Annotated in this window: 21 protein-coding genes and 1 pseudogene; 12 read left to right on the top strand and 10 right to left on the bottom strand. The window is 73.1% G+C overall.

What is annotated here, in order from left to right; translation table 11 throughout:
- Positions 1–167 precede the first annotated feature (167 nt).
- On the top strand, positions 168–1,157 hold the full coding sequence (locus BFF78_RS40280) for an NAD-dependent epimerase/dehydratase family protein (RefSeq protein WP_069782984.1): 990 nt from the start codon (positions 168–170) through the stop codon (positions 1,155–1,157).
- 86 nt (positions 1,158–1,243) lie between these two features.
- Complete coding sequence (locus BFF78_RS40275) at positions 1,244–1,549, top strand: hypothetical protein (protein ID WP_069782983.1); 306 nt, start codon at positions 1,244–1,246, stop codon at positions 1,547–1,549.
- A gap of 4 nt (positions 1,550–1,553) precedes the next feature.
- Here the strand turns inward: BFF78_RS40275 and BFF78_RS40270 are convergent, their stop codons facing one another.
- Together BFF78_RS40270 and BFF78_RS40265 are read right to left on the bottom strand one after the other, a co-directional pair.
- Positions 1,554–2,666, bottom strand: a complete 1,113-nt coding sequence (locus tag BFF78_RS40270) for a sensor histidine kinase (protein ID WP_069782982.1) — start codon at positions 2,664–2,666, stop codon at positions 1,554–1,556.
- Positions 2,667–2,668: 2 nt separating this feature from the next.
- Positions 2,669–3,400 (bottom strand): response regulator transcription factor, encoded by a 732-nt coding sequence (locus BFF78_RS40265; protein WP_069782981.1) that lies wholly within the window; start codon positions 3,398–3,400, stop codon positions 2,669–2,671.
- Between the two features lie 111 nt (positions 3,401–3,511).
- On the opposite strand from BFF78_RS40265, the gene BFF78_RS40260 reads away from it, so the two are divergent.
- Genes BFF78_RS40260 through BFF78_RS40250 form a run of 3 tightly spaced genes read left to right on the top strand, consistent with a single transcriptional unit; the run spans position 3,512 to position 5,570 of the window.
- Positions 3,512–4,204: a glycosyltransferase family 2 protein gene (locus tag BFF78_RS40260; RefSeq protein WP_069782980.1), complete on the top strand. Its 693-nt coding sequence runs from the start codon at positions 3,512–3,514 to the stop codon at positions 4,202–4,204.
- The gene (locus BFF78_RS40255; protein WP_069782979.1) at positions 4,201–4,818 is read left to right on the top strand and encodes a TIGR04282 family arsenosugar biosynthesis glycosyltransferase; all 618 of its coding nucleotides are present in this window, start codon (positions 4,201–4,203) and stop codon (positions 4,816–4,818) included. The genes BFF78_RS40260 and BFF78_RS40255 overlap by 4 nt, the downstream gene beginning before the upstream one ends.
- Positions 4,815–5,570 carry a class I SAM-dependent methyltransferase gene (locus BFF78_RS40250; protein WP_069782978.1) on the top strand — a complete coding sequence of 252 codons (756 nt, stop codon included), beginning with the start codon at positions 4,815–4,817 and terminating at the stop codon, positions 5,568–5,570. The genes BFF78_RS40255 and BFF78_RS40250 overlap by 4 nt, the downstream gene beginning before the upstream one ends.
- A gap of 313 nt (positions 5,571–5,883) precedes the next feature.
- On the opposite strand, the gene BFF78_RS40245 is transcribed toward BFF78_RS40250, so the two are convergent.
- Positions 5,884–7,113, bottom strand: a complete 1,230-nt coding sequence (locus BFF78_RS40245; RefSeq protein WP_079161674.1) for a molybdopterin-dependent oxidoreductase — start codon at positions 7,111–7,113, stop codon at positions 5,884–5,886.
- Between the two features lie 113 nt (positions 7,114–7,226).
- On the opposite strand from BFF78_RS40245, the gene BFF78_RS40240 reads away from it, so the two are divergent.
- Entirely contained in the window at positions 7,227–8,561 is a 1,335-nt protein-coding gene (locus BFF78_RS40240) for a hypothetical protein (protein ID WP_069782976.1), read from the top strand.
- Between the two features lie 149 nt (positions 8,562–8,710).
- Entirely contained in the window at positions 8,711–11,881 is a 3,171-nt protein-coding gene (locus BFF78_RS40235; protein ID WP_069782975.1) for an amidohydrolase family protein, read from the top strand.
- 7 nt (positions 11,882–11,888) lie between these two features.
- Here the strand turns inward: BFF78_RS40235 and BFF78_RS40230 are convergent, their stop codons facing one another.
- Both BFF78_RS40230 and BFF78_RS40225 read right to left on the bottom strand, forming a co-directional pair.
- On the bottom strand, positions 11,889–12,344 hold the full coding sequence (locus tag BFF78_RS40230) for a DNA-binding protein (protein WP_069782974.1): 456 nt from the start codon (positions 12,342–12,344) through the stop codon (positions 11,889–11,891).
- Positions 12,345–12,451: 107 nt separating this feature from the next.
- Positions 12,452–13,945: a long-chain-fatty-acid--CoA ligase gene (locus BFF78_RS40225; RefSeq protein WP_069782973.1), complete on the bottom strand. Its 1,494-nt coding sequence runs from the start codon at positions 13,943–13,945 to the stop codon at positions 12,452–12,454.
- Positions 13,946–14,105: 160 nt separating this feature from the next.
- Here BFF78_RS40225 and BFF78_RS40220 point away from each other — a divergent pair, with 160 nt between their 5' ends.
- Entirely contained in the window at positions 14,106–15,272 is a 1,167-nt protein-coding gene (locus BFF78_RS40220) for a PucR family transcriptional regulator (RefSeq protein ID WP_227026056.1), read from the top strand.
- A 104-nt stretch (positions 15,273–15,376) separates the two neighbouring features.
- On the opposite strand, the pseudogene BFF78_RS48800 reads toward BFF78_RS40220, so the two are convergent.
- From BFF78_RS48800 to BFF78_RS40210, 3 genes and pseudogenes are all read right to left on the bottom strand, one after another.
- A pseudogene (locus BFF78_RS48800) lies at positions 15,377–15,529 on the bottom strand (SAM-dependent methyltransferase); the annotation flags it as partial.
- Positions 15,519–16,064 (bottom strand): NADPH-dependent FMN reductase, encoded by a 546-nt coding sequence (locus tag BFF78_RS40215; protein WP_069782971.1) that lies wholly within the window; start codon positions 16,062–16,064, stop codon positions 15,519–15,521. The pseudogene BFF78_RS48800 and the gene BFF78_RS40215, both read right to left, overlap by 11 nt.
- Positions 16,065–16,226: 162 nt before the next feature.
- Positions 16,227–16,892: a ScbR family autoregulator-binding transcription factor gene (locus BFF78_RS40210; RefSeq protein WP_069782970.1), complete on the bottom strand. Its 666-nt coding sequence runs from the start codon at positions 16,890–16,892 to the stop codon at positions 16,227–16,229.
- Positions 16,893–17,069: 177 nt separating this feature from the next.
- On the opposite strand from BFF78_RS40210, the gene BFF78_RS40205 reads away from it, so the two are divergent.
- From BFF78_RS40205 to BFF78_RS40190, 4 genes are all read left to right on the top strand, one after another.
- Positions 17,070–18,059 (top strand): TIGR01777 family oxidoreductase, encoded by a 990-nt coding sequence (locus tag BFF78_RS40205; protein WP_069782969.1) that lies wholly within the window; start codon positions 17,070–17,072, stop codon positions 18,057–18,059.
- A gap of 91 nt (positions 18,060–18,150) precedes the next feature.
- Positions 18,151–19,065 carry a TIGR01777 family oxidoreductase gene (locus BFF78_RS40200; RefSeq protein ID WP_069782968.1) on the top strand — a complete coding sequence of 305 codons (915 nt, stop codon included), beginning with the start codon at positions 18,151–18,153 and terminating at the stop codon, positions 19,063–19,065.
- A 144-nt stretch (positions 19,066–19,209) separates the two neighbouring features.
- On the top strand, positions 19,210–20,079 hold the full coding sequence (locus BFF78_RS40195) for a class II glutamine amidotransferase (RefSeq protein ID WP_069784114.1): 870 nt from the start codon (positions 19,210–19,212) through the stop codon (positions 20,077–20,079).
- A gap of 65 nt (positions 20,080–20,144) precedes the next feature.
- Positions 20,145–20,378, top strand: a complete 234-nt coding sequence (locus BFF78_RS40190) for a hypothetical protein (RefSeq protein WP_227026055.1) — start codon at positions 20,145–20,147, stop codon at positions 20,376–20,378.
- A 50-nt stretch (positions 20,379–20,428) separates the two neighbouring features.
- On the opposite strand, the gene BFF78_RS40185 is transcribed toward BFF78_RS40190, so the two are convergent.
- Positions 20,429–22,135 carry an LCP family protein gene (locus BFF78_RS40185; RefSeq protein WP_227026054.1) on the bottom strand — a complete coding sequence of 569 codons (1,707 nt, stop codon included), beginning with the start codon at positions 22,133–22,135 and terminating at the stop codon, positions 20,429–20,431.
- A gap of 265 nt (positions 22,136–22,400) precedes the next feature.
- Positions 22,401–22,763 (bottom strand): ArsR/SmtB family transcription factor, encoded by a 363-nt coding sequence (locus tag BFF78_RS40180; protein WP_069782966.1) that lies wholly within the window; start codon positions 22,761–22,763, stop codon positions 22,401–22,403.
- Between the last annotated feature and the right edge of the window lie 158 nt (positions 22,764–22,921).

The following is a 22,921-nucleotide window of genomic DNA, read 5'->3' as shown; positions in this document are numbered from 1 at the left end:
GGATCACGGGGGTTACCGCCGGGTACTACGGATAGGTAATGTGCGGTCGCCGAGGCGACGAGTCAATGTTGCGGACCGAACTTCTTGAAACCCGCGCACTCTTACGGAGTCATGACGTGGTGGCCGCGTCGCCCGGTCAGGCGGCCGAGCGCGTCTAGCGTGGCCGTATGCGTGTACTGGTCACCGGCGGTGCCGGGTTCATCGGGTCCCATGTCGTCGAGGCGCTGCGGGCGCGCGGGCACGAGCCGCTCGTGTACGACGTCCGGGCGGATCCCGGCGCCGACGTGCGCAACCCGGCGGCGCTCGCCCGGGCCCTGGCCACTGTGGACGCCGTCTGCCACCAGGCGGCGATGGTCGGACTCGGCAACGGTGTCGCCGACGCGGCGGAGTACGTCTCGCGCAACGACCTGGGTACGGCCGTACTGGTCGCGGCCATGGCGGAGGCGGGGGTACGGCGCCTTGTGCTCGCGGGGTCGATGGTCGTGTACGGCGAGGGCCGTTACACCTGCCCGCGGCACGGGGTCGTACGGCCCGGCCCACGTACGGTGGCCGACCTCGACGCGGGCCGGTTCGAGCCCTCCTGCCCGCGCTGCGGGGCGGAGCTGAGCCCGGGGCTGGTCGGCGAGGACGCCCCGGCCGATCCCCGCAACGTGTACGCGGCGACCAAGCTGGCCCAGGAACACCTGGCCGCCGCCTGGGCCCGCAGCACCGGCGGGTCGGCGGTGTCCTTGCGCTACCACAACGTGTACGGCCCCCGGATGCCCCGCGACACCCCGTACGCCGGAGTCGCCTCCTTCTTCCGCTCGGCCCTCGAACGCGGTGAGGCCCCGCGGGTGTTCGAGGATGGCCGCCAGCGGCGGGACTTCGTCCACGTACGGGACGTGGCCGCGGCCAACGTCATCGCGCTGGAAGCCGCGCCGCGCCCCGGAACCCTCACGGCGTACAACACCGGCAGCGGCGAGCCGCACACGGTCGGCGACCTGGCCCGCGCCCTGTCCGCCGCCCACGGCGGCCCTGAACCGGTCGTCACCGGCGAGTACCGGCTGGGCGACGTCCGCCACATCACGGCGGACTCCTCCCGGCTGCGCGCGGAACTCGGCTGGAAGCCCGAAGTCGGCTTCACGGAGGGAATGCGGGAGTTCACGCGAACGCACTGAGCGTGTCCACACCCGCAGGACGGCGCCGCCGTCGATCATGGCGTTGCTTCGCACGCAATGCACATCAACCAGTCGAAAGGACAGCCATGTCGCGACGGACCCTCAGGCCGACCCGCGCCCAGGTCGCAGCCCTGCTCACCGCACCGGTGCTCGGCTTGGGCCTCCTTGTCCCATCGGCCTCCGCGGACGCGCCGCCGCCCGGCCCGAAGGTCGACAGCGCCACCGTCATCGACAAGGTCTGCCGGCACGCCAGCGAGGACCCCGAGGACGGCCCGGGCCTGTCCTGCGAGAGGGACATCGCACCGGTCCTGTCGCGCATCATCGGCCCTGGGAGCGGAGTCACCTGCCGGAACGTGGCCCCGGGCGCCATCGACTGCCGCCCGGAAAAGTGACCGTTCACACCCGAGCCGTCGGCAGGGTCACCTCGAAGCGGCAGCCGCCCGGGATGTTGCGGACGGTCGCCCGGCCCTGATGGGCCTCGACGATGCCCCGTACGATCGCCAGCCCCAGCCCCGCCCCGGCCGGCGGGGTCCGGGCGTCGCTGCCGCGCCAGCCGGTGTCGAAGACGCGCGGCAGGTCCTCCTCGGGGATGCCGCCGCAGCCGTCGGTGACGGACAGGACCACTCCGTCGTCGGTGCGTTCGGCGGCGATCGCGACCGTGCCGTCGGGCGGGGTCCGGCGGATGGCGTTGACGAGGAGGTTGCCGAGCACTCGCGTCATCTCCTTGCCGTCCACCTCCACCGGCACCGGCTCCACCCGGTCCCCCACCAGCCGCACTCCGTGCTCCCGCGCGAGCGGGTCGGCTCCCGCGAGCGCGTCGCCGACCAGGTCGTACAGGGAGATCCGGGTGGGGCTCAGCGGGAGGGTGCCCGCGTGGATGCGGGAGAGTTCGAAGAGGTCGCCAACCATCTCGTTGAGCCGTTCGACCTCGGTGCGGATCTGCTTGAGGTAGCGGCCGGGGTCGGCGGCCACGCCGTCCTCCAGGGCCTCCGACATGGCCCGCAGTCCGGCCAGCGGGGTGCGCAGGTCGTGCGAGATCCAGGCCACCAGCTCGCGCCGCGACTTCTCCAGCGTCCGCTCCCGCTCGCGGGATTCGGCGAGCCGCGCGCTGGTCGCGGCCAGCTCCCGGCTGAGGGCGTCCAGTTCGGCGGTCGCCGGGCCGTGCGGGGCGGCGAAGGCCCCGGCGTCGCCGAACGAGCGGGCGGCGTCGGTGAGTTCGCGGCTGCGGGCGGCCACCCAGCGGCCCAGGAGCAGCGCGGTGGCCAGGGAGACCACGGCCGCCATCGCGACGACGGTGGTGACCACGCTCAGGTCGTGCGAGGACAGGAACATCGCCCAGGCGACGGCGAGCGTCCCGGCGAGCATGGCGACGACGCCGACCGAAGCGACCACGGCGATGGAGGAGGTGAGCGAGCGGCGCCGGATCAGGCGCAGCACGCCCGCTCCCGCGGCTCCCGCGGCAGCGGCGCCGGCGAAGGCGTAGAGGGCGATGAGGAGGGTGGCGCGCATGGTCAGAGCACCGCCCCGCCGGGCTCGAAGCGGTAGCCCACGCCCCACACCGTCTGGATCAGCCGGGGCCGGGCCGGGTCGTCCTCGACCTTGCCGCGCAGCCTGCGGACGTGGACGGTGACGGTCGAGAGGTCGCCGAAGTCCCAGCCCCAGACCTCGCGCATCAGGTCCTCGCGGCTGTAGGCGCGGCCCGGGTGCCGCAGGAAGAAGGCGAGCAGGTCGAACTCGCGGAGGGTGAGGGCGAGTTCGCTGCCGTTCTTGGTGGCCTTGCGGGCGTCCGGGTCGACGCGGAGCCCGGCCGCGGCCAGCCGGTGCCCCGTGGTGGCGGGGCGGCTGCGGCGCAGCACCGACTCCACGCGCAGGACGAGTTCGCGGGGGCTGAAGGGCTTGGTGACGTAGTCGTCGGCGCCCACTTCCAGGCCCAGGATGCGGTCGTCCTCGTCGCCGCGGGCGGTGAGCATGATGACCGGCACGGGCCTGCTGTGCCGCATGCGCCGGCACACCTCCAGGCCGTCCATACCGGGCAGCATCAGGTCGAGCACCACGAGATCGGGCCGGTGCGCGGCGGCGCGGATCAGGGCGGTCGGGCCGTCTTCGGCGCGGTCGACGACATAGCCGGCGCGGTGCAGATATCCGGTGACGACCTCGGCGACGGTCGGATCGTCGTCCACGACCAGGATCCGGGCCGTGCCGCCTGCGGCTTCGGTTCCGTGGGGCTCGTACAGCGATTGCATGCCACCAGCCTCGCACCACTCGGCAGCCGTCGTCCGGCCGCGGGGCGGGCGTCCGCGTTTCGTAAGGACCATGAGTCCCATATGCCCGATTGGCGTTCGTAGGGTGAAACCGTGACGACCATTTCAGCGGACGTCGACGTGGTGCTCCCCTGCCTGGACGAGGCCGAGGCCCTGCCCTGGGTGCTCGGCCGGATCCCGGCCGGCTGGCGCGCCCTCGTCGTCGACAACGGTTCCACCGACGGCTCACCCGGCATCGCCCGCGCGCTCGGCGCGACGGTGGTGCACGAGCCGCGGCGCGGCTTCGGCGCCGCCTGCCACGCCGGACTGACCACGGCCACGGCCGACATCGTGTGCTTCTGCGACTGCGACGCCTCCCTCGATCCCGCGCTGCTCGTGCCCTTCGTGCGGGAGGTCCGGGACGGCGCGGCCGACCTGGTCCTCGGCCGGCGGCGCCCCGAGGGCCGGGGCGCCTGGCCCGCGCACGCCCGCGCGGGCAATCTCGCGCTGGCCCGGATGCTGCGCCGTCGTACCGGGCTGCGCCTGCACGACCTGGGCCCGCTGCGCGCCGCCCGCCGGGAGCCGCTGCTCGCCCTCGGCCTCACCGACCGGCGCAGCGGCTATCCGCTGCAGATGGTCGTCCGCGCGTCGGACGCCGGCTGGCGCATCGCCGAGCACGACGTGCCCTACCGGCCGCGTACCGGCGCCTCCAAGGTGACGGGCACCTGGCGGGGCACCTGGCAGGCGGTGCGGGACATGAGCCGCGTGCTCGCCGAGACCCCGGCCGACGGGGGGCTCGTACGGTGACCACGCTGCTCGTCATCGCCAAGGAACCGCTGCCGGGACGGGTCAAGACCCGGCTCTCCCCGCCGTTCACCCCGCAGCAGGCGGCCCGTCTCGCACAGGCGGCGCTGACGGACACCCTGCACGCCGTGGCGGCGGCCCCCGCGACCCGGCGGGTCCTCGTCCTCGACGGGGCGCCTGGAGACTGGCTGCCGACCGGCTTCGAGGTGCTGCCGCAGTGCGCGGGCGGCCTGGACGAGCGCCTGGCGGACGCCTTCGCGCACTGCTCGGGACCGGCCCTGCTCATCGGCATGGACACCCCGCAGGTGACGCCCGAGCTGCTCACCGTGGACTTCTCGGGCTGCGACGCCTGTTTCGGTCCGGCCGAGGACGGCGGCTTCTGGGCCCTGGGCCTGGCCGAGCCCGACCCCGCGCTGCTGCGGGGCGTGCCCATGTCGACGCCCGAGACCGGGGCCGTCCAGCGGGAGCGGCTGCTGGCCGCCGGGCTGCGGGTGCGCGATCTGCCCCGGCTGCGGGACGTCGACACCGCCGCCGACGCGCACGCCGTCGCCGCGCTGGCCCCACGCGGCCGGTTCGCCGCCCAGCTGGCCCGCTGTTCGCCGGTCATCCCGCGATGAGGGGCAGCTCCGTCGCCTGGGCGGCGGCCGATCCCTACTCCGCCGCGCTGCGCACCGGTCGCGGCCCGCTGTTCCTGCGCCGTACCGACGGCTGGCTGCTGCCGCTGGAGGTGGAGCGCTGGTGCGCCCGCGCGGATGCCGTGGACCGGGCGGTGCTGGACCGCTGCGAGGGCGCCGTCCTGGACGTCGGCTGCGGACCGGGCCGGCTGGTGGCGGAGCTCGCCGCCCGGGGCCGCACCGTGCTCGGCATCGACGTCAGTGAGGCCGCCGTCGACCATACGATCGGGCTCGGCGGGCAGGCGCTGCGGCGTTCGGTCTTCGAGCCGCTGCCCGGTGAGGGCCGCTGGGACACCGTGCTGCTGATGGACGGCAACATCGGCATCGGCGGGGAACCGGCCGTCCTGCTGGAGCGGGTGGCCGCGCTGCTGCGTCCGGGCGGCCTGCTGATAGCCGAGACGGTGCCGGGCCACGTCGACGAACGCGCCCGGGTCCAGGTGGTCGACACGGTCGGCGCCGCCCGGGCCACCGGTGCCCCGTTTCCCTGGGCACGCCTCGGCACCCCGGCCCTGCTGCGGTACGCGCGCAGGGCCGGGTGGCGGTCCGTCACTCAGTGGTCGGCGGGCGGCCGGTGCTTCGCCGCCCTGCGCACCTGCCACGCCAGCAGCAGCGCCGAGCCGCCGAAGAGAACGGCGGTGATCAGCAGCCAGCGAGTGAGGAAGCCGTCCGGGGAGAGTCCGGTGGCGGACCGGTAGCGCCCGGCCGTCATGCCGCTGATCAGCGGGAACCAGACGAGCAGGAGCAGCCCGGACAGCAACGCCGGGACGCGCACGTACAGCGTCCGGCCGCGCCGTCCGGCCGCCCCCGGACCGCCGGTGACCGCCCGGTCCGCCAGCGTGTACAGCGGCAGCAGGACGAGGTCGTGCAGCAGGGCGGCGCCCACGATCCACAGCGCCACCCCGAACCAGTCACCGGCGAGCAGCCGGACACCGGCGTACGCGGCGAGCGCGAACGAGCAGGAGAGTACGAGCAGTTGGAAGGGACTGCCGAGGCGGACGCGGCGCGGCATCACAGGTCTCCGAAGCTCAGCCGGGCCACCCACTTGGTGTTGAGCACACCGGGGGCGGCGGGGACGATGATCCGCGCCGGGTGGCCGTGGTCGGGGGACAGTTCCTCGCCGTTGACGTACAGGGCGAGCAGGGAGCGTCCGTCAGCCACCTGGTTGGCGCGCAGGGCCGCGCGGCGGAAGGCTCCGTGTCGTTGCAGGGACTCCACGAGCACGTCGGGCGGATCGCCGTCGTAGCCGACGAGCGCGGCGAGGTCGCGCAGCCGTACCCCGCGCCACCACTGGTCGGCGGTCGACCAGCCCTCCACGCAGGCGATGGGCAACGACGCGCTGTGCTGCGGCAGTTGAAGCAGCTGGGTGCGGCTGAGCCGGACGGTGCCGGTGCGGCCGGTGACGACGAGCCGCCAGGCGTCCTCGTGGGTGTCCGCCGCGGTGATGCCGGCGTAGGCGGCGGTCTTGTTGATCTGGAAGCCGTTCGGTCCGCCGCCGGGATCGGCCGTGCCGTGCGGCGCGAGCAGGGCCGTACGGCGGAAGGGTCCGCCCAGGCTCTGCCCGACCGTGGTCAGCAACAGCAGCAGGGAACCACCGCCGACCAGCCCCAGTGCGCCGCGCCGGGAGACGGTGGGCGCCGCGGGGCGCGGGGAGACCAGGTCGCTCTGCTCGTGCCGCCGCCGTACGGCCCGCAGCGCCGTCGGTGTCTTCAGCACGGCGTGTGCGACGAAGGCGGCGAAGAACACCCAGGCTCCGTAGAAGTGCAGTGGGTAGAAGGAGCCGGGAAAGACATAGTCCAGCTGGACGTTGAGCACGCCGGTGGTGAATTCGAAGAGCCCTCCTCCGACCAGCAGCACCAGCGAGATCCGCTCCAGCGCATGGGCGAGGGAGCGGGCCGGCGGCAGGGTGAACAGCCGCGGCACCACCGACCACAGCTTGGCCAGCAGGACGGGGATCAGGGTGATGCCGAGGGTCACATGAAGGCCCTGGGTGAACCGGTACAGCCACACCGGGTTCGTGGGCCAGGCGAAGAGGTAGAAGCCCAGGGCGCCCTTGTCCGGGGTCATGTCGTTCACCGGGGACAGGCCCGGGTTGTAGGCGGCGTACGACACCAGGCCGGTCACGAACAGCACGGTGATGCCGACGAGCAGGACGAGGCCGAGCACCGAGGTGAACCAGGGACCGCGCAGGGGGCTGCGCCAGAAACCTGGGGAAGTGGGAAGCCGGGGATGGTCGCGCATGTTCCGACCGTAGGCCGGGACACCCCTGGCAAAGGGTCCGCGACCGGTGACGAAACGCTGACGTCCGGCCCGTACGGCGGCCGGTCGCCGCTCCCCCGGCCTAGCGTTCCGGTGTGACCCGATCTCTCCGCCGCGACCTGTACGCCGCCGGTGCCGCCGCCCTGCTCGTGACAGTGGCCGTCGTCGTCGGCCGGCACATCCAGGACACCCGCCACACCTTGTTCGTGCACTGGCCGCCGCTGTTCGCCGACTGGGACCCGCATGTCGGTCCCGGCACCCCCGCGGCCCTGGCGGTGGCGGCGGCCACCGTGGCGTACGGCCCCTCCGTCGCGGCTCGCCTGCCCTGGCGGGCACTGCTCGCGGCGGCCTGGGCGAGCGCGCTGGGCTGGATCCTGTCCCTCGCCCTGATCGACGGCTGGCACCAGGGTGTCGCGGTACGGCTCACCACCCCCAACGAGTACTTGAGCGTCATCGGCCGCTTCCACGACATCCCGGCCACCCTGCGCGACTTCACGCACCACATCCTCAGCGGCACCCCCGCCCCCTGGCCCGCCCATATCGCCGGCCATCCGCCGGCCGCCACGCTCACCTTCGTGCTGCTGGACCGGATCGGGCTGCGGGGTGGCGGCTGGGCCGGGATGTGGTGCATCACCGTGGGGGCGACGGGGTGCGTGGCCGTGCTGACCGCGATCCGGACCCTGACCGACGAGACCCTCGCCCGCAGGGCCGCGCCGTTCCTGGTGCTGGCGCCGGCCGCGGTGTGGCAGGGCACCTCCGCCGACGGCTACTTCGCGGCCGTCGCCGCCTGGTCCCTCGCGCTGCTCGCCCTGGCCCTGACCCGCCGGTCCCACGGCTGCGCGGCGGCCTCAGGCCTCCTGTTCGGCCTGACCTGCTACCTCTCCTACGGCCTCACGCTGTTCGCACTGATCGCCGTGGCGGTCGCCGTACTGACCCGCTCCGGACTCCGCGAACGCCCCGCCCTCCTCCTGTCCCTCCTCGCCGGACTGGCCGTGTTCCCGGTGCTGTTCACCCTCGCGGGCTTCGACTGGTGGCACGCCTACCACCTCCTCGTCACGCGCTACTACCAGGGCGTGGGCGGCACTCGCCCCTACGGCTACTGGGTCTGGGCCAACCTCGCCTGCACCGCCCTGATCACCGGCCCGGCCACGGCGGCGGGCCTGCGGCGGACGACCACGGCACTGCTCCCCGGGACCGGCCGCCCAGACCCCGCGCACACCCGGCTGGCGTTCCTCGTCACCGCCGCGCTGCTCGCCCTGCTGGTCGCCGACCTGTCCGGCATGAGCAAGGCGGAGACGGAACGCATCTGGCTCCCCTTCGCCCTCTGGCTCCTGCCGTCCTGCGCCCTCCTCCCCCACCCCCGCCCCTGGCTCACCGCCCAGGCGGCACTGGCTCTGCTCCTCAACCACCTGCTGTTGACGGGGTGGTGAGCAGGTCAGCGGGGTGACCCCGCGTGACCGCCGTGCGGTCCGGGCGTTGCCCTGGGCGTGGGGCGGGGCGGGTGTGGCCGAAATCGCGTACTGGTGCGGGGCGTACCGCTGCCACTTCGCTGGACGGAAACGGCAGGAAGGGACAGGGGATGGATTTCGGCATCGTCGATCGGCGCGGATTTCTGGGGACGGCGGCGGCAGGGCTGGTAACCGCCGCCGTTTCCTCGCGGGCCACGGCGGCAGAGGGAGCGCCGGACGGACCCGGAGCGCGGGCCGCAAGTGGCGAGCGGTACCTCACCTACACCCGGATGACCGGTGGTTCGGTCACCGGCCGGTCCGGCGGCGCGCTGATCGCCGAGGTGCAGGGGGCGCTGTGGCGGGTGCCCCGGGAGGGCGGAACGGCCGTACAGATGACGGGCTGGGAGCTGGAGGCGACGCGCCCGGCCCTCTCCCCGGACGGGGAGACACTGGCCGTGTGCGCCTACCGCGGGGGCGGCTTCCATCTGTGGACCCTGCGGCCGGACGGCAGCGGGCTGCGGCAGGTGACGGACGGCCCCTGGGACGACCGCGGGGTCGCGTGGTCGCCCGACGGCACCCGGCTGGCCTTCTCCTCCGAACGCGGTGGCGACGCCACGGCCGGGACCTCCTACGGGCTGTGGGTGCTGGACCTGGCCGACGGCCGGCTGCGACAGCTCACCGGCGGGGACTTCGAGGACTTCGATCCGGCCTGGTCGGCGGACGGGCGGTCGCTGGTGTGCGTGCGCGCCGCCCACACGCCGGGCGGCGGCAACGACGGCGGCCTGTCGCTGGTCCGGGTGCCCGTCGCGGGCGGCCCGGCCGACGTGCTGCGCACGGTGAGCGCAGGCCGTCTGCTGTGCCCGTCGGTCTCGCCCTCCGGGCGGATCGCCCACATCCAGCTGACCGGCGCGGGCACCCCCGGCTCTCCGGCCGCCGCGGCGCGGCTGATGGTCGACGGGGAGCTCGTCACGGCGGACGAGGATCTGGCGGCAGCCCCGCCGAGCTGGCTGAGCGAGGACGAACTGCTGTACGTCGGCGACGGCCGGATCCGTGTCCGCTCCCTCGGCGGATCCTCCGTGCGGGAGGTGCCCTTCACCGCGCGGATGCCGGTGCCCGGTCCGTCCCGGCCGCCCCGCCGGCGCCCGCTCGCACCGAAGGCACCGGTCCCGGTGCGCGGTCTGCACCGGCCGGCCCTGTCCCCCGACGGTCGCACCGTGGCCTTCGTGGCGCTCAACGCGCTGTGGCTGATGCCGGTCGGGGGCACTGCGCGCAAGCTGCTCCAGGCGGCCGACGTCCACCTGCTGCAGATGCCGGCGTGGGCGCCGGACGGGCGCAGCCTGCTGTACTGCACGGATCAGGACGGGCTGGTGGCCGTACGCCGTCATCACCTGGACAGCGGCGCCGACGAGCCGTTGACCGCAAGCGGCCGGCTGAATCCGGCGCTGTCGCCGGACGGTACCCGTCTGGCCTGCCAGGACGTGACGGGGAACCTGCTGCTGCGCACCCTGGCCACGGGCGCCGAACAGCAGCTGGCCCGGCCGCTGGCCACCGACGGCCCGCCCGGCGCGCCGACCTGGTCGCCCGACGGCCGGTACGTGGCCTTCTGCGACCGCAACCGGCTCAACCAGCGGTTCCGCGAGGGCTACAACCTCATCCGCGTCATCGACACCCGCACCGGGGGCGAACGCCGTCACCTGCCCGCCGAGCACCAGTCGCTGTCCGACCGGGTCGCCTCCGGGCCCGTGTGGTCCCCCGACGGCCGCTGGATGGCGCTGGTGGCCGAGTCGGCGCTGTGGCTGCTGCCGGTCGCGGCCGACGGCACGCCGGCCGGTCCCGCCCGCCGGCTCACCGACGAGCCGGCCGACCACCCCAGCTGGTCCGCGGACTCCGGGACGCTCCTGTACCTCTCCGACGGCCGGCTGCGCCGGCTCTTCCTGACCGCCGCACGGACTCACACGCTCCCGCTCCGCCTGTCGGCCGGGCGCGGTGCGGGCGACTCCCCCGAGCCGCTGCGCATTCACGCCGGCCAGCTGTGGGACGCCACCGGCGCGCCGCCCCGGCACGACGTGGACATCCTCGTCACCGGCAGCCGGATCACCGCCGTCGAGCCGCACCGTGCCCGCCGCCCCGGACACCGCACCCTGGACGCCTCCGACCGGACCGTCCTGCCCGGTCTCTTCGACAGCCACACCCACCCGTATCCGGCCACCTACGGTGCCCGTCAGAGCCTCACCACGCTCGCGTACGGCATCACGACCACGTTCTGCCTCGGCAGTCCGCTGTACGACGCGGTCCGGCTGCGCGAGGCGGCCGGGTCCGGTGACCTGCTCGGTCCGCGGCAGCTCGCCTGTGCGGAACTCATCGACGGTTCGCGCACCGCGTACAGCATGGGCCGGGCCCACCGCACCCGGGACGGGGTCCGGCGTACGCTCCGGCGCGCCGGCGCCCTGGAGGTGGACTTCGTGAAGACCTATGTACGCGCCGCGGGCGAGGTCATGGCCGAGGCGGCCGAGGCCGCCCATGCGCTGGGGGTGCCCAGCGGCAGCCATCTGTGCTCGCCGGGCCGGTCGGCGGGGCAGAACCTGACCACCCATCTGCAGGCCACCCAGCGGCTGGAGTTCGGGCATGCCACCACCCCGCTCGGCCGTATCGGCGAGGATCTGGTGCAGCAGTACGCCGACGGCTCCTTCGCCCTGATCATCACGCCGTTCAGTGCGCAGATCCTGCTCGCCGCGGATCCCCGGCTGGCCGGGGATCCGCGCGTGACGAGCCTGATGCCGCCCTGGGACGTCGCCGCCGTCCGTGCGAACGCCCAGAAGGCGCCCACGGACGAGCAACAGCACGCCCTGGCCACCGAGATGGCCGACTACCGGCGGCTGGCGGCACAGGGTGCCCGTATCGCGCTGGGCACCGACGCGCCTCTGGTCCCGGTCGGGCTGTCCCTGCATCTGGCCCTGCGCGCCCTGCACGCCCACGGTTTCTCACCCGCCGAGGCCCTGCACAGCGCGACCGCCGAGCCGGCCCGCCTGTTCGGCCTCGACGCCGACCTCGGCACGGTGGAGGAGGGCAAGATCGCCGACCTGACGATCGTCGCCGGCGACCCGTTCGCCGACTTCGGCACCCTCGTCGACATCCCGGTGGTGGTCCGCGAGGGAGTCCCGTACTCCCAGGGCGACCTGACGTCCGCTCACCGGGCCGGCGGGTCGGCGGTGCACGAGCCTCCCCGGGACATGACGTGGCTCGATGTGGCCGGTCATTTCCGGCGAGGGTCGTGCTGCCACCTCGGTACGGACGGCGGTTAGGGGGACGTCACCCGGCCGCGGCGTCCTCGTCGTCGTCGGCGGCGGTGCGGCTGGCCAGTCGTTCGTAGCGCTGCCTGGCGGCCTGGGGGGTGCCGAGGCCGAGTCCGAAGGCGATGTCGGGCCAGGTCATGCCCCGGCCGCGGGCCATCTGGAGGAGCGATGCCTCCAGTTCGTCCAGCTCGGTCCGCACCAGCGGAACGAGGCTCAGCGCGGCCGTGATGTCGGCGTCGTCCACCTCCGGCTCGCCGTCGTCGGGCAGCGCGGCCCCGCTGAGCAGGAACGTCACAAGCCGGACGGCCTCGTGCGGGGCGAGGGCCGAGGGGTTCGTCTGGCGACGCCGTTGCTCGTCCGTCGCGGCATGCCGCTCCGCGATACGGAACAGCGAGGGGTACACCCGTTGCGCGCGGGCCTGTTCCGGGTGCGGAGGGGTGAAGGGGTCGGTGTGGTCGGCGGTCGATGGCATGGGGCAAGCATCGACTCACACACAAGTTGACGTCAACTCAATATTGTGAACGGCCTGTTTGCACGCCTCGCGGGGCGGACGGCCCGCGAGGCGTGCCAGGTCCGGACTCAGGACAAGGGCGCGCTGATCTGCCGCTTGAGGATCTTGCCGCTCGGGCCCAGCGGCAGCGCGTCCGTCACCCAGAGCCGGCGCGGGTACTTGTAGGCGGCCACCCGGTCCCGGACGAACTGCTGCAACTCCTCGGTGTCCGCCTGGGCTCCCGGGCGCAGCACGACCGCGGCCGCCACCTCCTCGCCGAGCCGCTCGTCGGGCACCCCGAGGACCGCGGCGAGGGCGACGGCGGGATGCTCGTGCAGCACCTCCTCGATCTCGCGCGGGTAGACGTTGTAGCCGCCGCGGATGATCAGGTCCTTCTTCCGGTCGACGATGTACAGATAGCCGTCCTCGTCCTGGCGGGCCAGGTCCCCGGTGCGCAGCCAGCCGTCGGGGATGGTGGCGGCCGTTTCCTCGGGGCGGTGCCAGTACTCCTTCATCAAGTTGGGCCCGCGCACGGCGAGTTCGCCGACCTCGCCGGGTGCGACGTCCTTGCCGTCGTCGTCGAGCAGCCGGACCTCGACATCGCGGATGGGGGTGCCGATGGATCCGGGCTTGCGCGGGCGGTCGGGGTGGTTGAAGGCGACGACCGGGCTGGTCTCGGACATGCCGAAGCCCTCCAGCACCATGCAGCCGAAGCGCCGCTCGAACCCGTGCAGGATCTCCACCGGCAGGGAGGCGCCGCCCGAGACGCACATGCGCAGGCTGGACACGTCGGCCGCGGCGGCGCCCGGGTGCTGCAGCAGCGCCGCGTACATGGTGGGGACGCCCTCGAAGACGGTCGCCCGGTCGCGGGCGATCGCGTCGAGCACCGTCTGCGGTGCGAAGCGGGGGACGAGGGTGAGGGCGGCCCCGCCGCGGACGGCGACGTTCATGGTGCAGGTCTGCCCGAAGATGTGGAACAGCGGCAGGCAGCCCACGATCACGTCGTCGGAGGTCAGCCGCTGCACCTCGGTGACGTTGACCTCCGTGTTGTGGCGGAGCCCGGCGTGGGTGAGCGCGGCTCCCTTGGGGCGGCCGGTGGTGCCCGAGGTGTAGAGCAGCACGGCGATGTCGTCCCCGGCGGCGGCCGTCACCTCGTACTCCGGCTCCAGACGGGCCAGTTCGGCGGCGAGGGCGGCCGGCTCGACCGTCAGGTGCCGCACACCGGCGGCGGCCGCGCCCGCGGCGCCCTCGCCGGGCGCCTGGTGCCACTCGAAGAGCAGTACGGCGCCGGAGTCCCGCAGGTGGTACTCGGTCTCGCGCTCCTTCAGCAGCGGGTTCATCGGCACCACGATGCCGCCGGCGCGCAGGACGGCGTAGTACAGGACGACGAACTCGGGCACGTTCGGGAGCATCAGCGCGACCCGGTCGCCGGTGCGCAGGCCCTCGGTGCGCAGCAGTGCGGCGGCCTGGGCGCTCAGCCGGTCCAGTTCGGCGTAGGTGGTGGTCGCGGTCCCGAGCCGCAGCGCCGGTCGCGCCGGCAGCCGTCGCGCCGTATCCACCAGGAATTCCGCCAGATTGGCCATGTTGCCTCCTCGCAGCATGCTCTCGCCGCGCTCACGGGGTCCCGCCGCCAACGCTCACGGCATGGTCGCCTCCCGGATCTCGGCCGTCCATGGCGGCACCCACAGTTCACCCGCACCGGAGTTGTTCCCAGGGACAAAACACGGGCCGTACGCTGCGGGTATGAGTCTGTCGAATGTGGGCGCGGCGTTGCGTACGCGCCTTCCGGAGCTGGGCGGGCGGATGACCGAGCGCATCCGGGCGGAGGTCGAGTCGTACGCGGACGACTCGCTCATCCCCTTCGCGTCGCTGAAGGAGTCCTGCGAGGACAACGCCGATCTGCTCCTCGGGCGTTTCGCCTACGGCGCCGAACCCGACGTCGGAGCCGCTCAGCAGACCGGACGGCTGCGCGCCGAGCAGGGCGTGCCGCTCGCGGACACGTTGCACGCGTACCGGGTCGGTTTCGAGCTGCTGTGGTCGGAGATGGTCGAGGAGGCGCGCAGGCATCCGGAGGTGACGGACGCCGAGCTGGTGGCCGGTTCCTCGGAGATCTGGGCCCTGTTCGGCCGGTACGCGGAGGCCGTGGCCGCCGCCTACCGCGAGGCCAGTGCGGAGCTGGCGCTGCAGCGCGAGGCGCGCCGCTCGGCCCTGGCGGAGGCGCTGTTCACGGGCGCCCTCGCGGATCGTACGACGCCGTGGGAGGCGGCCCGGCAACTGGGGCTGCCCGAGCGCGGGCCGTACGCGGTCGTGGCCGCGTCGGTGCCGGACCCCGGGCAGGAGCCGCTGCCCGGCATCGAGGCGTCACTGCGCCGCTCCGGGGTGTCGTCGGTGTGGCGGCTGCTGCCGGACCAGCAGGTCGGGCTGGTCTCGCTGGCGCACCGGGACGCGGAGTCGGTGAGTCTGCGGGCGCTGCGCCGCCGGCACGGCCGGGTCGGTGTCAGTCCCCGGTTCGACTCACTGCGGGAGACCCCGCAGGCGCTGCGTTTCGCCCGGCTGGCCCTGGCCGGGCTGCGCGGTGCGGGGCCGGGGGTCACCCGCTTCGACGACAGCCCGCTGGCGATGCTGGTCGCGGCGGCCCCGGCGGAGGCGAGCCGGCTCGTCGAGGTCGCCCTGGGCCCGCTCCTCGCGCTGCCGGAGGCGGAGCGCGCGCGGCTGCTGCAGACCCTCGGGCACTGGTTCGCCTCGGGCGGGCTGGCCGCCGGGGCCGCGGAACGGCTCTTCGTCCACCCCAACACCGTGCGTTACCGGCTGCGCCGCGTCGAGGAACTGACGGGGCGTTCGCTCACCGACCCGATGGCCCTCGCCGACCTGGGCGCCGCGCTGTACGCCCTGCGCCTGCTGCCGTCCTGAGCCGGATCCGTGCCGTTGGGGTGCCGGGACCAGGCCTCGGTCGCCGTGCAGGGGGCCGAACTCCTCGGCCAGTGCGTCACCTTGCCCGTCGGTGGAAGTCATGTCACTCCTCGCTCGGCCGGCGGGACGGCGACCCTGCCCGTCCCGATCGCGAACTCCAGCGCCGCGCTGCCGTCCGCCGGCTCGGCGAGCCGTGCCACGGTCGGCGTCGGGACCTCGGGAGGGGCCCGGAAGCCTCCGCTTGCCCTACCGCTCACCCTCGCTCGCCAACAGCCCCAGTACCTCACCGAGTTGGTTGCGCGCCTTCTGATCGGCGATGAGCCCGTCCTCGCCGAGCGCGTCCCGTCCCACCGGGATCCGCACGCAGGCCGGCTCCACGATCTTGGCGCCCGTGTATCCCAGTACCGTTCGCAGCGTGGCCTCGGCGCCGTGGCCCCGCCCCGGGGCGGCCGCGTTGATCCACGCCGTCGGCTTGTCGCAGATCTCCGTGCCGCCGACGGTCCAGTCCAGCAGGTTCTTGAACGAGCCCGGCAGCGTGCCCGCGTACTCGGGCGTGCAGATCAGGATCGCGTCGGCACGGTCCAGCACCGCCCTGAGCCCGGCGGCCGGAGCCGGCAGCGGGTCGGTGTCGTCGTCGGGGTTGAAATGCGGAAGCCGAGCCAGGTCCTCGTACATGACCGTGTCCACGCCCACGGACGGCGCCACGGCGTGCGCGGTGCGGAGCACGGCCTCATTGGTGGAGCCCTTCCGCAGGCTCCCGGAGAGCAAAAGGATCATCGGCGTCGACGTCATCCGCTCAACCTACCGCGAGGGTGATCCGTGCGGCCGGCTCGGCCGATGTTGGTCGGTCTTCGGTCCCTTCATGCGTCGGTCGCCTCCCCGGAGGAAACCAACCCAGCGGTTTGATAAGTGCGGTCGGCAGCGGGCTGGTAGACGCCAAACGGCGTTGTCCGCTCAGCTGTTGGCGTCGGCCAGGGGCACCGTCGATCGCTGCCGTACCTCCGCGATCACCCTCGCGCCCCGGTCCGGTGCGGTGTCGAGGCGGACGAGGACGGCCGGAGCGGCGATCGCGGGGAGCACGTGGTTGAAGAGGGCCGACATACGGTGGTCGAGGTCGGCCCAGTCGGCGACCGCCTGGGAGACGAACTGCACGCCTATCCACGCGCCGAGGAAGACCTGGGCGGTCTCCTCGGGCACGACGTGCGGGAGTACCTCGCCGCGTTCCTTGGCCGCCGTCAGGACGGATCCGGTCAGCTCGGCCCAGGCCGGCCAGGCGCTGCCGAAGACATCACGGCCCTGCAGGTCGGCCGAGAGCCGGACGGCCGCGAGCAGCATCGGCTCCCGGGGCAGCCGTTCGGCCAGGGTCATGCCCGCGTCCACCCACTCCTGCAGCTTCAGTTCTCGGGGGACGCAGTACTCGGTGGCTATCTGCTCCTGCAACACGCCCTGGGCGAGGGCCGCCTTGGAGTCGAAGTGGAAGTACAGCGCACCCTTGGTCACGCCGGCCCTGTTGAGGATCTCGGCGATGGTGGCCGCCGCGTATCCGCGCTCGGCGAAGACCGCCGCGGCGGCTTCCAGAACAGCACGTCGGGTCCGTACAGCTCGCTCCTGCTGAGCCATGGACCCTCCTCAAGCTGAAAATTAAACCAAACAGCTCGTACCTTACCGCAGCGCATGTCAACGCAGAGGTGCTCCGCGGCAGTTGCCGTCGGGGTGGGCAGGCACGGCCGGCAGCGACTCCTTTTGAACATGTTCAAAACTAGGGCTACGCTGTGTGCACCGAACCGAGGGGGCTCGATGAAGGTGGTTCTGCCCGGAGGAACCGGACAGGTCGGAACGATTCTCGATCGTGCGCTGACGGCGGCGGGTCACGAGGTCACCGTGCTGACCCGGCATCCGGCGCGAGAGCGGCAGGTCGGCTGGGACGGGGGCACGCTCGGCCGCTGGGCCGAGGTGATCGACGGCAGCGATGTCGTGATCAACCTGGCCGGACGCAGCGTCTCCTGCCGCTACACCGCCGAGAACCTGCGGGACATGATGGAGTCCCGGGTGGACTCGGCGCGGGTGGTCGGCGAGGCGATCGCCGCCGCCGCGCGGCCACCGCGGGTGTGGCTGCAGATGAGTACGGCCACGATCTACGCCCATCGCTTCGACGCGGCGAACGACGAGGCGACAGGGGTCATCGGCGGCTCGGAGACCGGAGTTCCGGACTACTGGGCGTTCAGCGTCGACATCGCGAGGAACTGGGAGCGCGCCCAGGCCGAGGCGCCTGCGCCGGCGACGCGGAAGGTGGCACTGCGCTCGGCGATGGTGATGAGCCCGGACCGGGGCGGGGTCTTCGACGTCCTGCTGGGTCTGGCCAGGCTGGGACTGGGCGGGCCGGTCGCCGGAGGGGCGCAGTACGTCTCCTGGATCCACGACGAGGACTTCGTGCGCGCGGTGGAGTTCCTGGTCGAGCGGGAGGACATCGAGGGGCCGGTGAACCTCGCCTCCCCCGGACCGATCCCCCAGCGGGACTTCATGCGGGCACTCCGCGCGGCGCGGGGCGTCCCGGTGGGGCTGCCGGCGACCCGGTGGATGGCGGAGCTGGGGGCGCTCGCGCTGCGCTCGGACACGGAGTTGCTGCTCAAGAGCCGCCGGGTGGTCCCGGGCCGGCTGCTGGAGGCGGGGTTCGACTTCGCGTACCGCGAGTGGCCGCCGGCCGCCCTGGACCTCGTACGGCGGTCCAGGTCGTTGCGGACGGGCCGCCGCGGGCGGACGGGAGCGGCGGCGGGACAACAGGCCTGAGTCAGGCCGGGGTCTTTACTTGAACTTACAAGCATCGAGGTATCGTGCGTCGTGGTTCAAGTTTGAATCAGCGCGAAATCGGGAGGGCACCATGCGCGTCGCGATCACCGGGTCCACCGGCCTCATCGGCTCCGCCCTCACGCGCTCGCTCCTCGCGGACGGCCACCAGGTCGTCCGCCTGGTCCGTGACCGGTCCGCCCTCGCCCCTCGGGACGGCAGCCCGTCCGCCCGCTGGGATCCTGCGGCCGGAGAGGTCGAGCCCGGCGTGCTGGACGGTGTCGACGCCGTCGTCCACCTGGCCGGCGCGGGAGTCGGCGACAAGCGCTGGACCGCCGCCTACAAGCGGGAGATCCACCACAGCCGAGTCAGCGGCACCGACACCATCGCGCGCGCCTGCGCCGACTCCGCGAACCCGCCGCGCGTCCTGGTGTCCGCGTCCGCGACCGGCTACTACGGCGACACCGGCGAACGGACCGTCGACGAGAGCGAGTCGGCGGGGGACGACTTCCTGGCCTCCGTCTGCGTCGACTGGGAGGCGGCCGCCGATCCGGCCCGGCAGGCCGGCATGCGGGTGGTGCACCCGCGCACCGGCCTGGTCGTCTCCGCGCAGGGTGGCGCCTTCGGGCGGCTCTTCCCGCTGTTCCGCTACGGTCTCGGCGGCCGGCTCGGCTCCGGCGACCAGTACTGGCCGTTCATCTCGCTGACCGACCACATCGCGGCCCTCCGCTTCGCCCTCGACACCGAGGAGCTCTCCGGCCCCGTCAACTTCACGGTCCCCGAGCCGCTCACCAACCGGGAGGTCACCCGGGCACTGAGCCGGGCACTGCGCCGTCCGGCGTTCGCCGCCGTCCCCGCCTTCGCCCTGCGCGCGGCGCTCGGCGAGTTCGCCGCGAGCATCACGTGCAGAGCGCGCGTCGTACCGGCCGCCCTACGCAAGGCGGGCTTCACCTTCGCTCACCCGACGATCGACACGGCGCTCGACTCGGCGCTACGACCGGCCCGTTGAGGAATCCGCCGCCGGGACCGAGTGCCGTACACCGCGCCGAATGCCGCCCCGTGCCGGGTGCGGGAACGTCCGCCGCGCGGGACCATGGTCGTCCGGGCGCGCGGTACCGGGGCGCTACGGGCGACGGGTGACGAGGAGGATGTCGTGTGCCGACTGTTCGGGCTGATCAGCTCCCCGCTCCGCACGCATGCCACGTTCTGGCTGCTGGACGCCCCCGACAGTCTCAGCGCGCAGAGTCACCGCGAACCCGACGGCACCGGGCTCGGGTACTTCGACGCGGGCGGCACCCCGGAGCTGCACAAGGCACCGATCGCCGCCTATGAGGATCGCGCCTTCGCCAGGGAGGCCCGGGAGATCGAGTCGGCCACCTTCCTCGCGCACATCCGGTACGCCTCGACCGGAGGGCTGGACGTGCGCAACACGCACCCGTTCGAGCAGCACGGGCGGCTGTTCGCGCACAACGGTGTGATCGAGGGGCTGGACGGGCTCGACCAGCACCTGGGCGAGGACCGCGCACTGGTGCACGGCGACACCGACTCCGAGCGCTTCTTCGCCCTGGTCACGCGGGAGACGGCGGCGCACGGCGGGGATGTGTCCGCCGGCCTCGTGTCCGCGGCACGCTGGGTCGCCGGGAACCTGCCTCTCTTCGCCCTCAACATCATCCTCGTCACCGCCCGGGAGCTGTGGGCCCTGCGCTATCCCGCCACCCATGAGCTGTACGTGCTGCGGCGCCCGGCAGGCGGTCACCACGGCTCGCGGCATCTGGACCACACCGGCCGGTACGGTCATCTGCGGGTGCGGTCGGCGCATCTGGGCGAGGTCCCGTCCGTGGTCGTGGCCAGCGAGCCCATGGACGAGAGCCCCCACTGGCGGCTCCTGGAACCCGGCGAACTGCTCCACGTCGGCCCCGACCTCCGGGTGACCTCCACCGTCGCCCTGCCCGGTCCACCGGCCCACCCCCTGACCCTGGCCGACCTGCGCCCCGAGGCGGCCGACTCCCAGCGGCCCGCATAGCCGCACCTGCGCGGGGTGACCCGGGTCACACACTCAAGACTTGCGCAACCCTTAAACTTTCCCGCGTGGAGACTACCGAAGTGACGGGTTGGGAGACCGCCGTGCTCGAGGGAGGGCCGGCGGACGGGCTGCGGATGAAGGTCTCCGACCGGCCGCGCGTGCTGCAGGTGACGTACCCCTGCCAGGTCGAGGCCGCGCCACCGGGTGGCGTACGCGCGGAGGCGGTGTATCTGTACCGCCGCGATTACACCGTCACCAGCGAGCCCCTGCGGTACGGCTTCGACATCGCCAGTCCCTGACCCCTCCGGGTTGCGGCCTTGCGCAACCACACAACCGCGCGTGCCGCCGGTCAGGAGTCGGAGTCGGGCTTGCCGCGCGCCGCCGCGTAGGCCTGGGACGGTGTCATGGAGACGCCGTTCAGGTTGACCGTCTTGTAGGGGCTGACCTTGGCGCAGGTCTTGGCCTGGTCGGCGGTGGAGGCGTGCGCGCCTCCGACGGCGGCCTTGGTGTCGGCCGGCGCCGGGGAGGAGCTGCCGCCCGGGAAGCCGGTGCCGCTGGGCCAGTCGCTGCCGATCACCAGGGTCAGGCCGCTGCCGGTGCCCTGCTTCAGGTGCGCGGAGGACAGACCGAGCGCCTTGGCGACCGTCTGCGCCTCGTCCTTCTGGCCGTTGCCGTAGGTGAGGCTGGTGGTGGCCGCGGGGCTCGGCGCGTTGGCCGTGGTCGTCGCCGAGCTGAAGCCCTGGTCGGTCAGCGCGGTCGCGATGGCCGAGGCACGGCCGGTGACCGCGGTGCCGTTCTCGACCGTAACGGCGATCTGCGAGGCCGGCACGGCCGGGGCCGTCGCCTTCGCGGTCGCCGAGGCCGCCGCGGACTTCTGGCCGGAGCCGTTGGTCAGCGACTGGTCATTGGCGATGGTGGCGAACAGGGTCTTGGCGCCCGGGCCCACGACGAGCCGTTCCCTGTTGTTCGGGTCGGCGGCCGTCTGCATCGTCGTGAACGTCAGCCGCTTGGTCGGCACCTTGTTCACGTCCGACGCGAGCGAGATCAGCTTCTTCACACTGCCCAGGCCGTCGTCCACGGTCAGCGCCTTGGTGGCGGCGTCGGCCAGGCCGTAGACGGCCGTGGGGTCGGTGAGCGTGCCCGCGCTCTTGAACTTGCGGATCAACGAGCTGAGGAAGAGGTGCTGGGTCGTCGTACGGCCCAGGTCGCTGCCGTCGCCGAAGCCGTGCCGGGAGCGGACGAACTCCAGGGCGGCCTCGCCCTTGAGGGTGTGATCGCCCTTGGCCAGCTTCAGGTGCGAGTAGGTGTCGTACACGTTGTCGCTGACACAGACGGAGACACCGCCGATCGCGTCGGACATCTTCACGACGCCGGAGAAGTCGAGTTTGACGAAGTGGTCGATCGGGATGCCGGTGAGCTGGTGGACGGTGGCCACCTGACAGGCGGGACCGTACTGCAACGCGCTGTTGATCTGGCCGTAGTAACCGCCCGTGGCGCGGCCCGACTCGGTGTCCTTGCAGGCCGGAACCTGGGTCATGGTGTCCCGCGGGATGCTCATCACCGTCGCGTTGGAGCGGTCGGCGGATATGTGCAGCACCATCTGCACGTCCGCGTTGCTGCCGGTCTGCACCCCGGTCTTCGAACAGCCACCGCCGAGCTTGCAGTCGGCCGCGCTGGTGCGGCCGTCCGAGCCCATGACCAGGATGTTGATCGGGGTCCGGCCGAAGGCGTCGGCCTTCTCGGTGCCGCCCTTGCCGTCGAGCGAGACGCTGTTGATGTTGCCGTTCAGGTGCTCGTAGAACCACCAGCCCGCGCCGGCCGTGACCACGATGATGACCGACAGACCTATCCCGATGCCCTTCAGGATCCGCCGGCCGCGGCCCACCGCGCGGCCCCGGCGTCCCCGCTTGCCGCCACGGGAGCGGGCGGCCGCGCGGGCCGCGGCCCGGCCGCCCGGCGTACCCGGCCCGTCGGGCCCGGCCCCTCGCTGTCCGGGCACCCGCGCGCTACGGCTGCGCGTGGCCTGGCCGGCGGGGCCGTCCCACGGGTCGCTCATCTCCCACTCCCATGAACGGTCGGGCCCGTCGGACCGGGCCATGGGGTGTACGGCCAGGCCCGCGCGGCGGTGTACGGGCGGGCGGAGCGTGCCGCTCCGCCTTGCTTGCATAGTTGCGCAATCTAACAAACCTGCGGCCCGAACAGCACAGATACACACATATTTCACAGGTGGGGCATCTCATGGAACGGCTGTACGACCCTGGGTTGTATGGGAGCCGGAGTCTACGCGGCTTATATAAGAGCGCCATATAGAAGCGACGCCGTCAGCCGCCGAACCTGCGCAGGCCGCGGGCAGAGCCGGAGCCGAGCTGCGAGCGTGCGGTCAGCTGACCCACCATGAGCCGGACCAGGGTCACGACGTCCGGGTCGCCTATGCAGTACACCTGCCGCCGGCCCTCGCGGCGGGCGCGGACGAGGCCGGCGAGCTTCAGTTTCGCCAGGTGCTGGCTGACCGCGGGGAGCGCTCCGCCCACCCGGTCGGCGAGGTGCGTGACATCGCTCTCGCCCTGGGAGAGGGCCCACATCAGGTGCAGCCGGGCGGAGGAGGCGAGCAGACCGAACGCCGCGGCGGCCTGCTCGAGCACCTCGGCGGGCGGGTCCTCGAAGCCGGCGGCGCTCTCCGTCACAGCCCTCTCCCGTCCCCGCCCTCGTCACAGCCGACGCACCTGCGCCCACCCAGTGTAGGCGTCCGGTTCCGGCGCTTCGGCGGTGCCGGGACGGCCCGGCACTCGCCACCGGGGACGGGCGCATGCGTGCACAGCGGTCGGAGAGGTCTCCCGGTACG

This window comes from Streptomyces fodineus, assembly GCF_001735805.1.
In the GTDB taxonomy this organism is placed as follows: Bacteria; Actinomycetota; Actinomycetes; order Streptomycetales; family Streptomycetaceae; genus Streptomyces; species Streptomyces fodineus.
The sequence above is the reverse complement of the archived record's forward strand: the minus strand, read 5'-3'. Positions and strand labels throughout refer to the sequence as shown.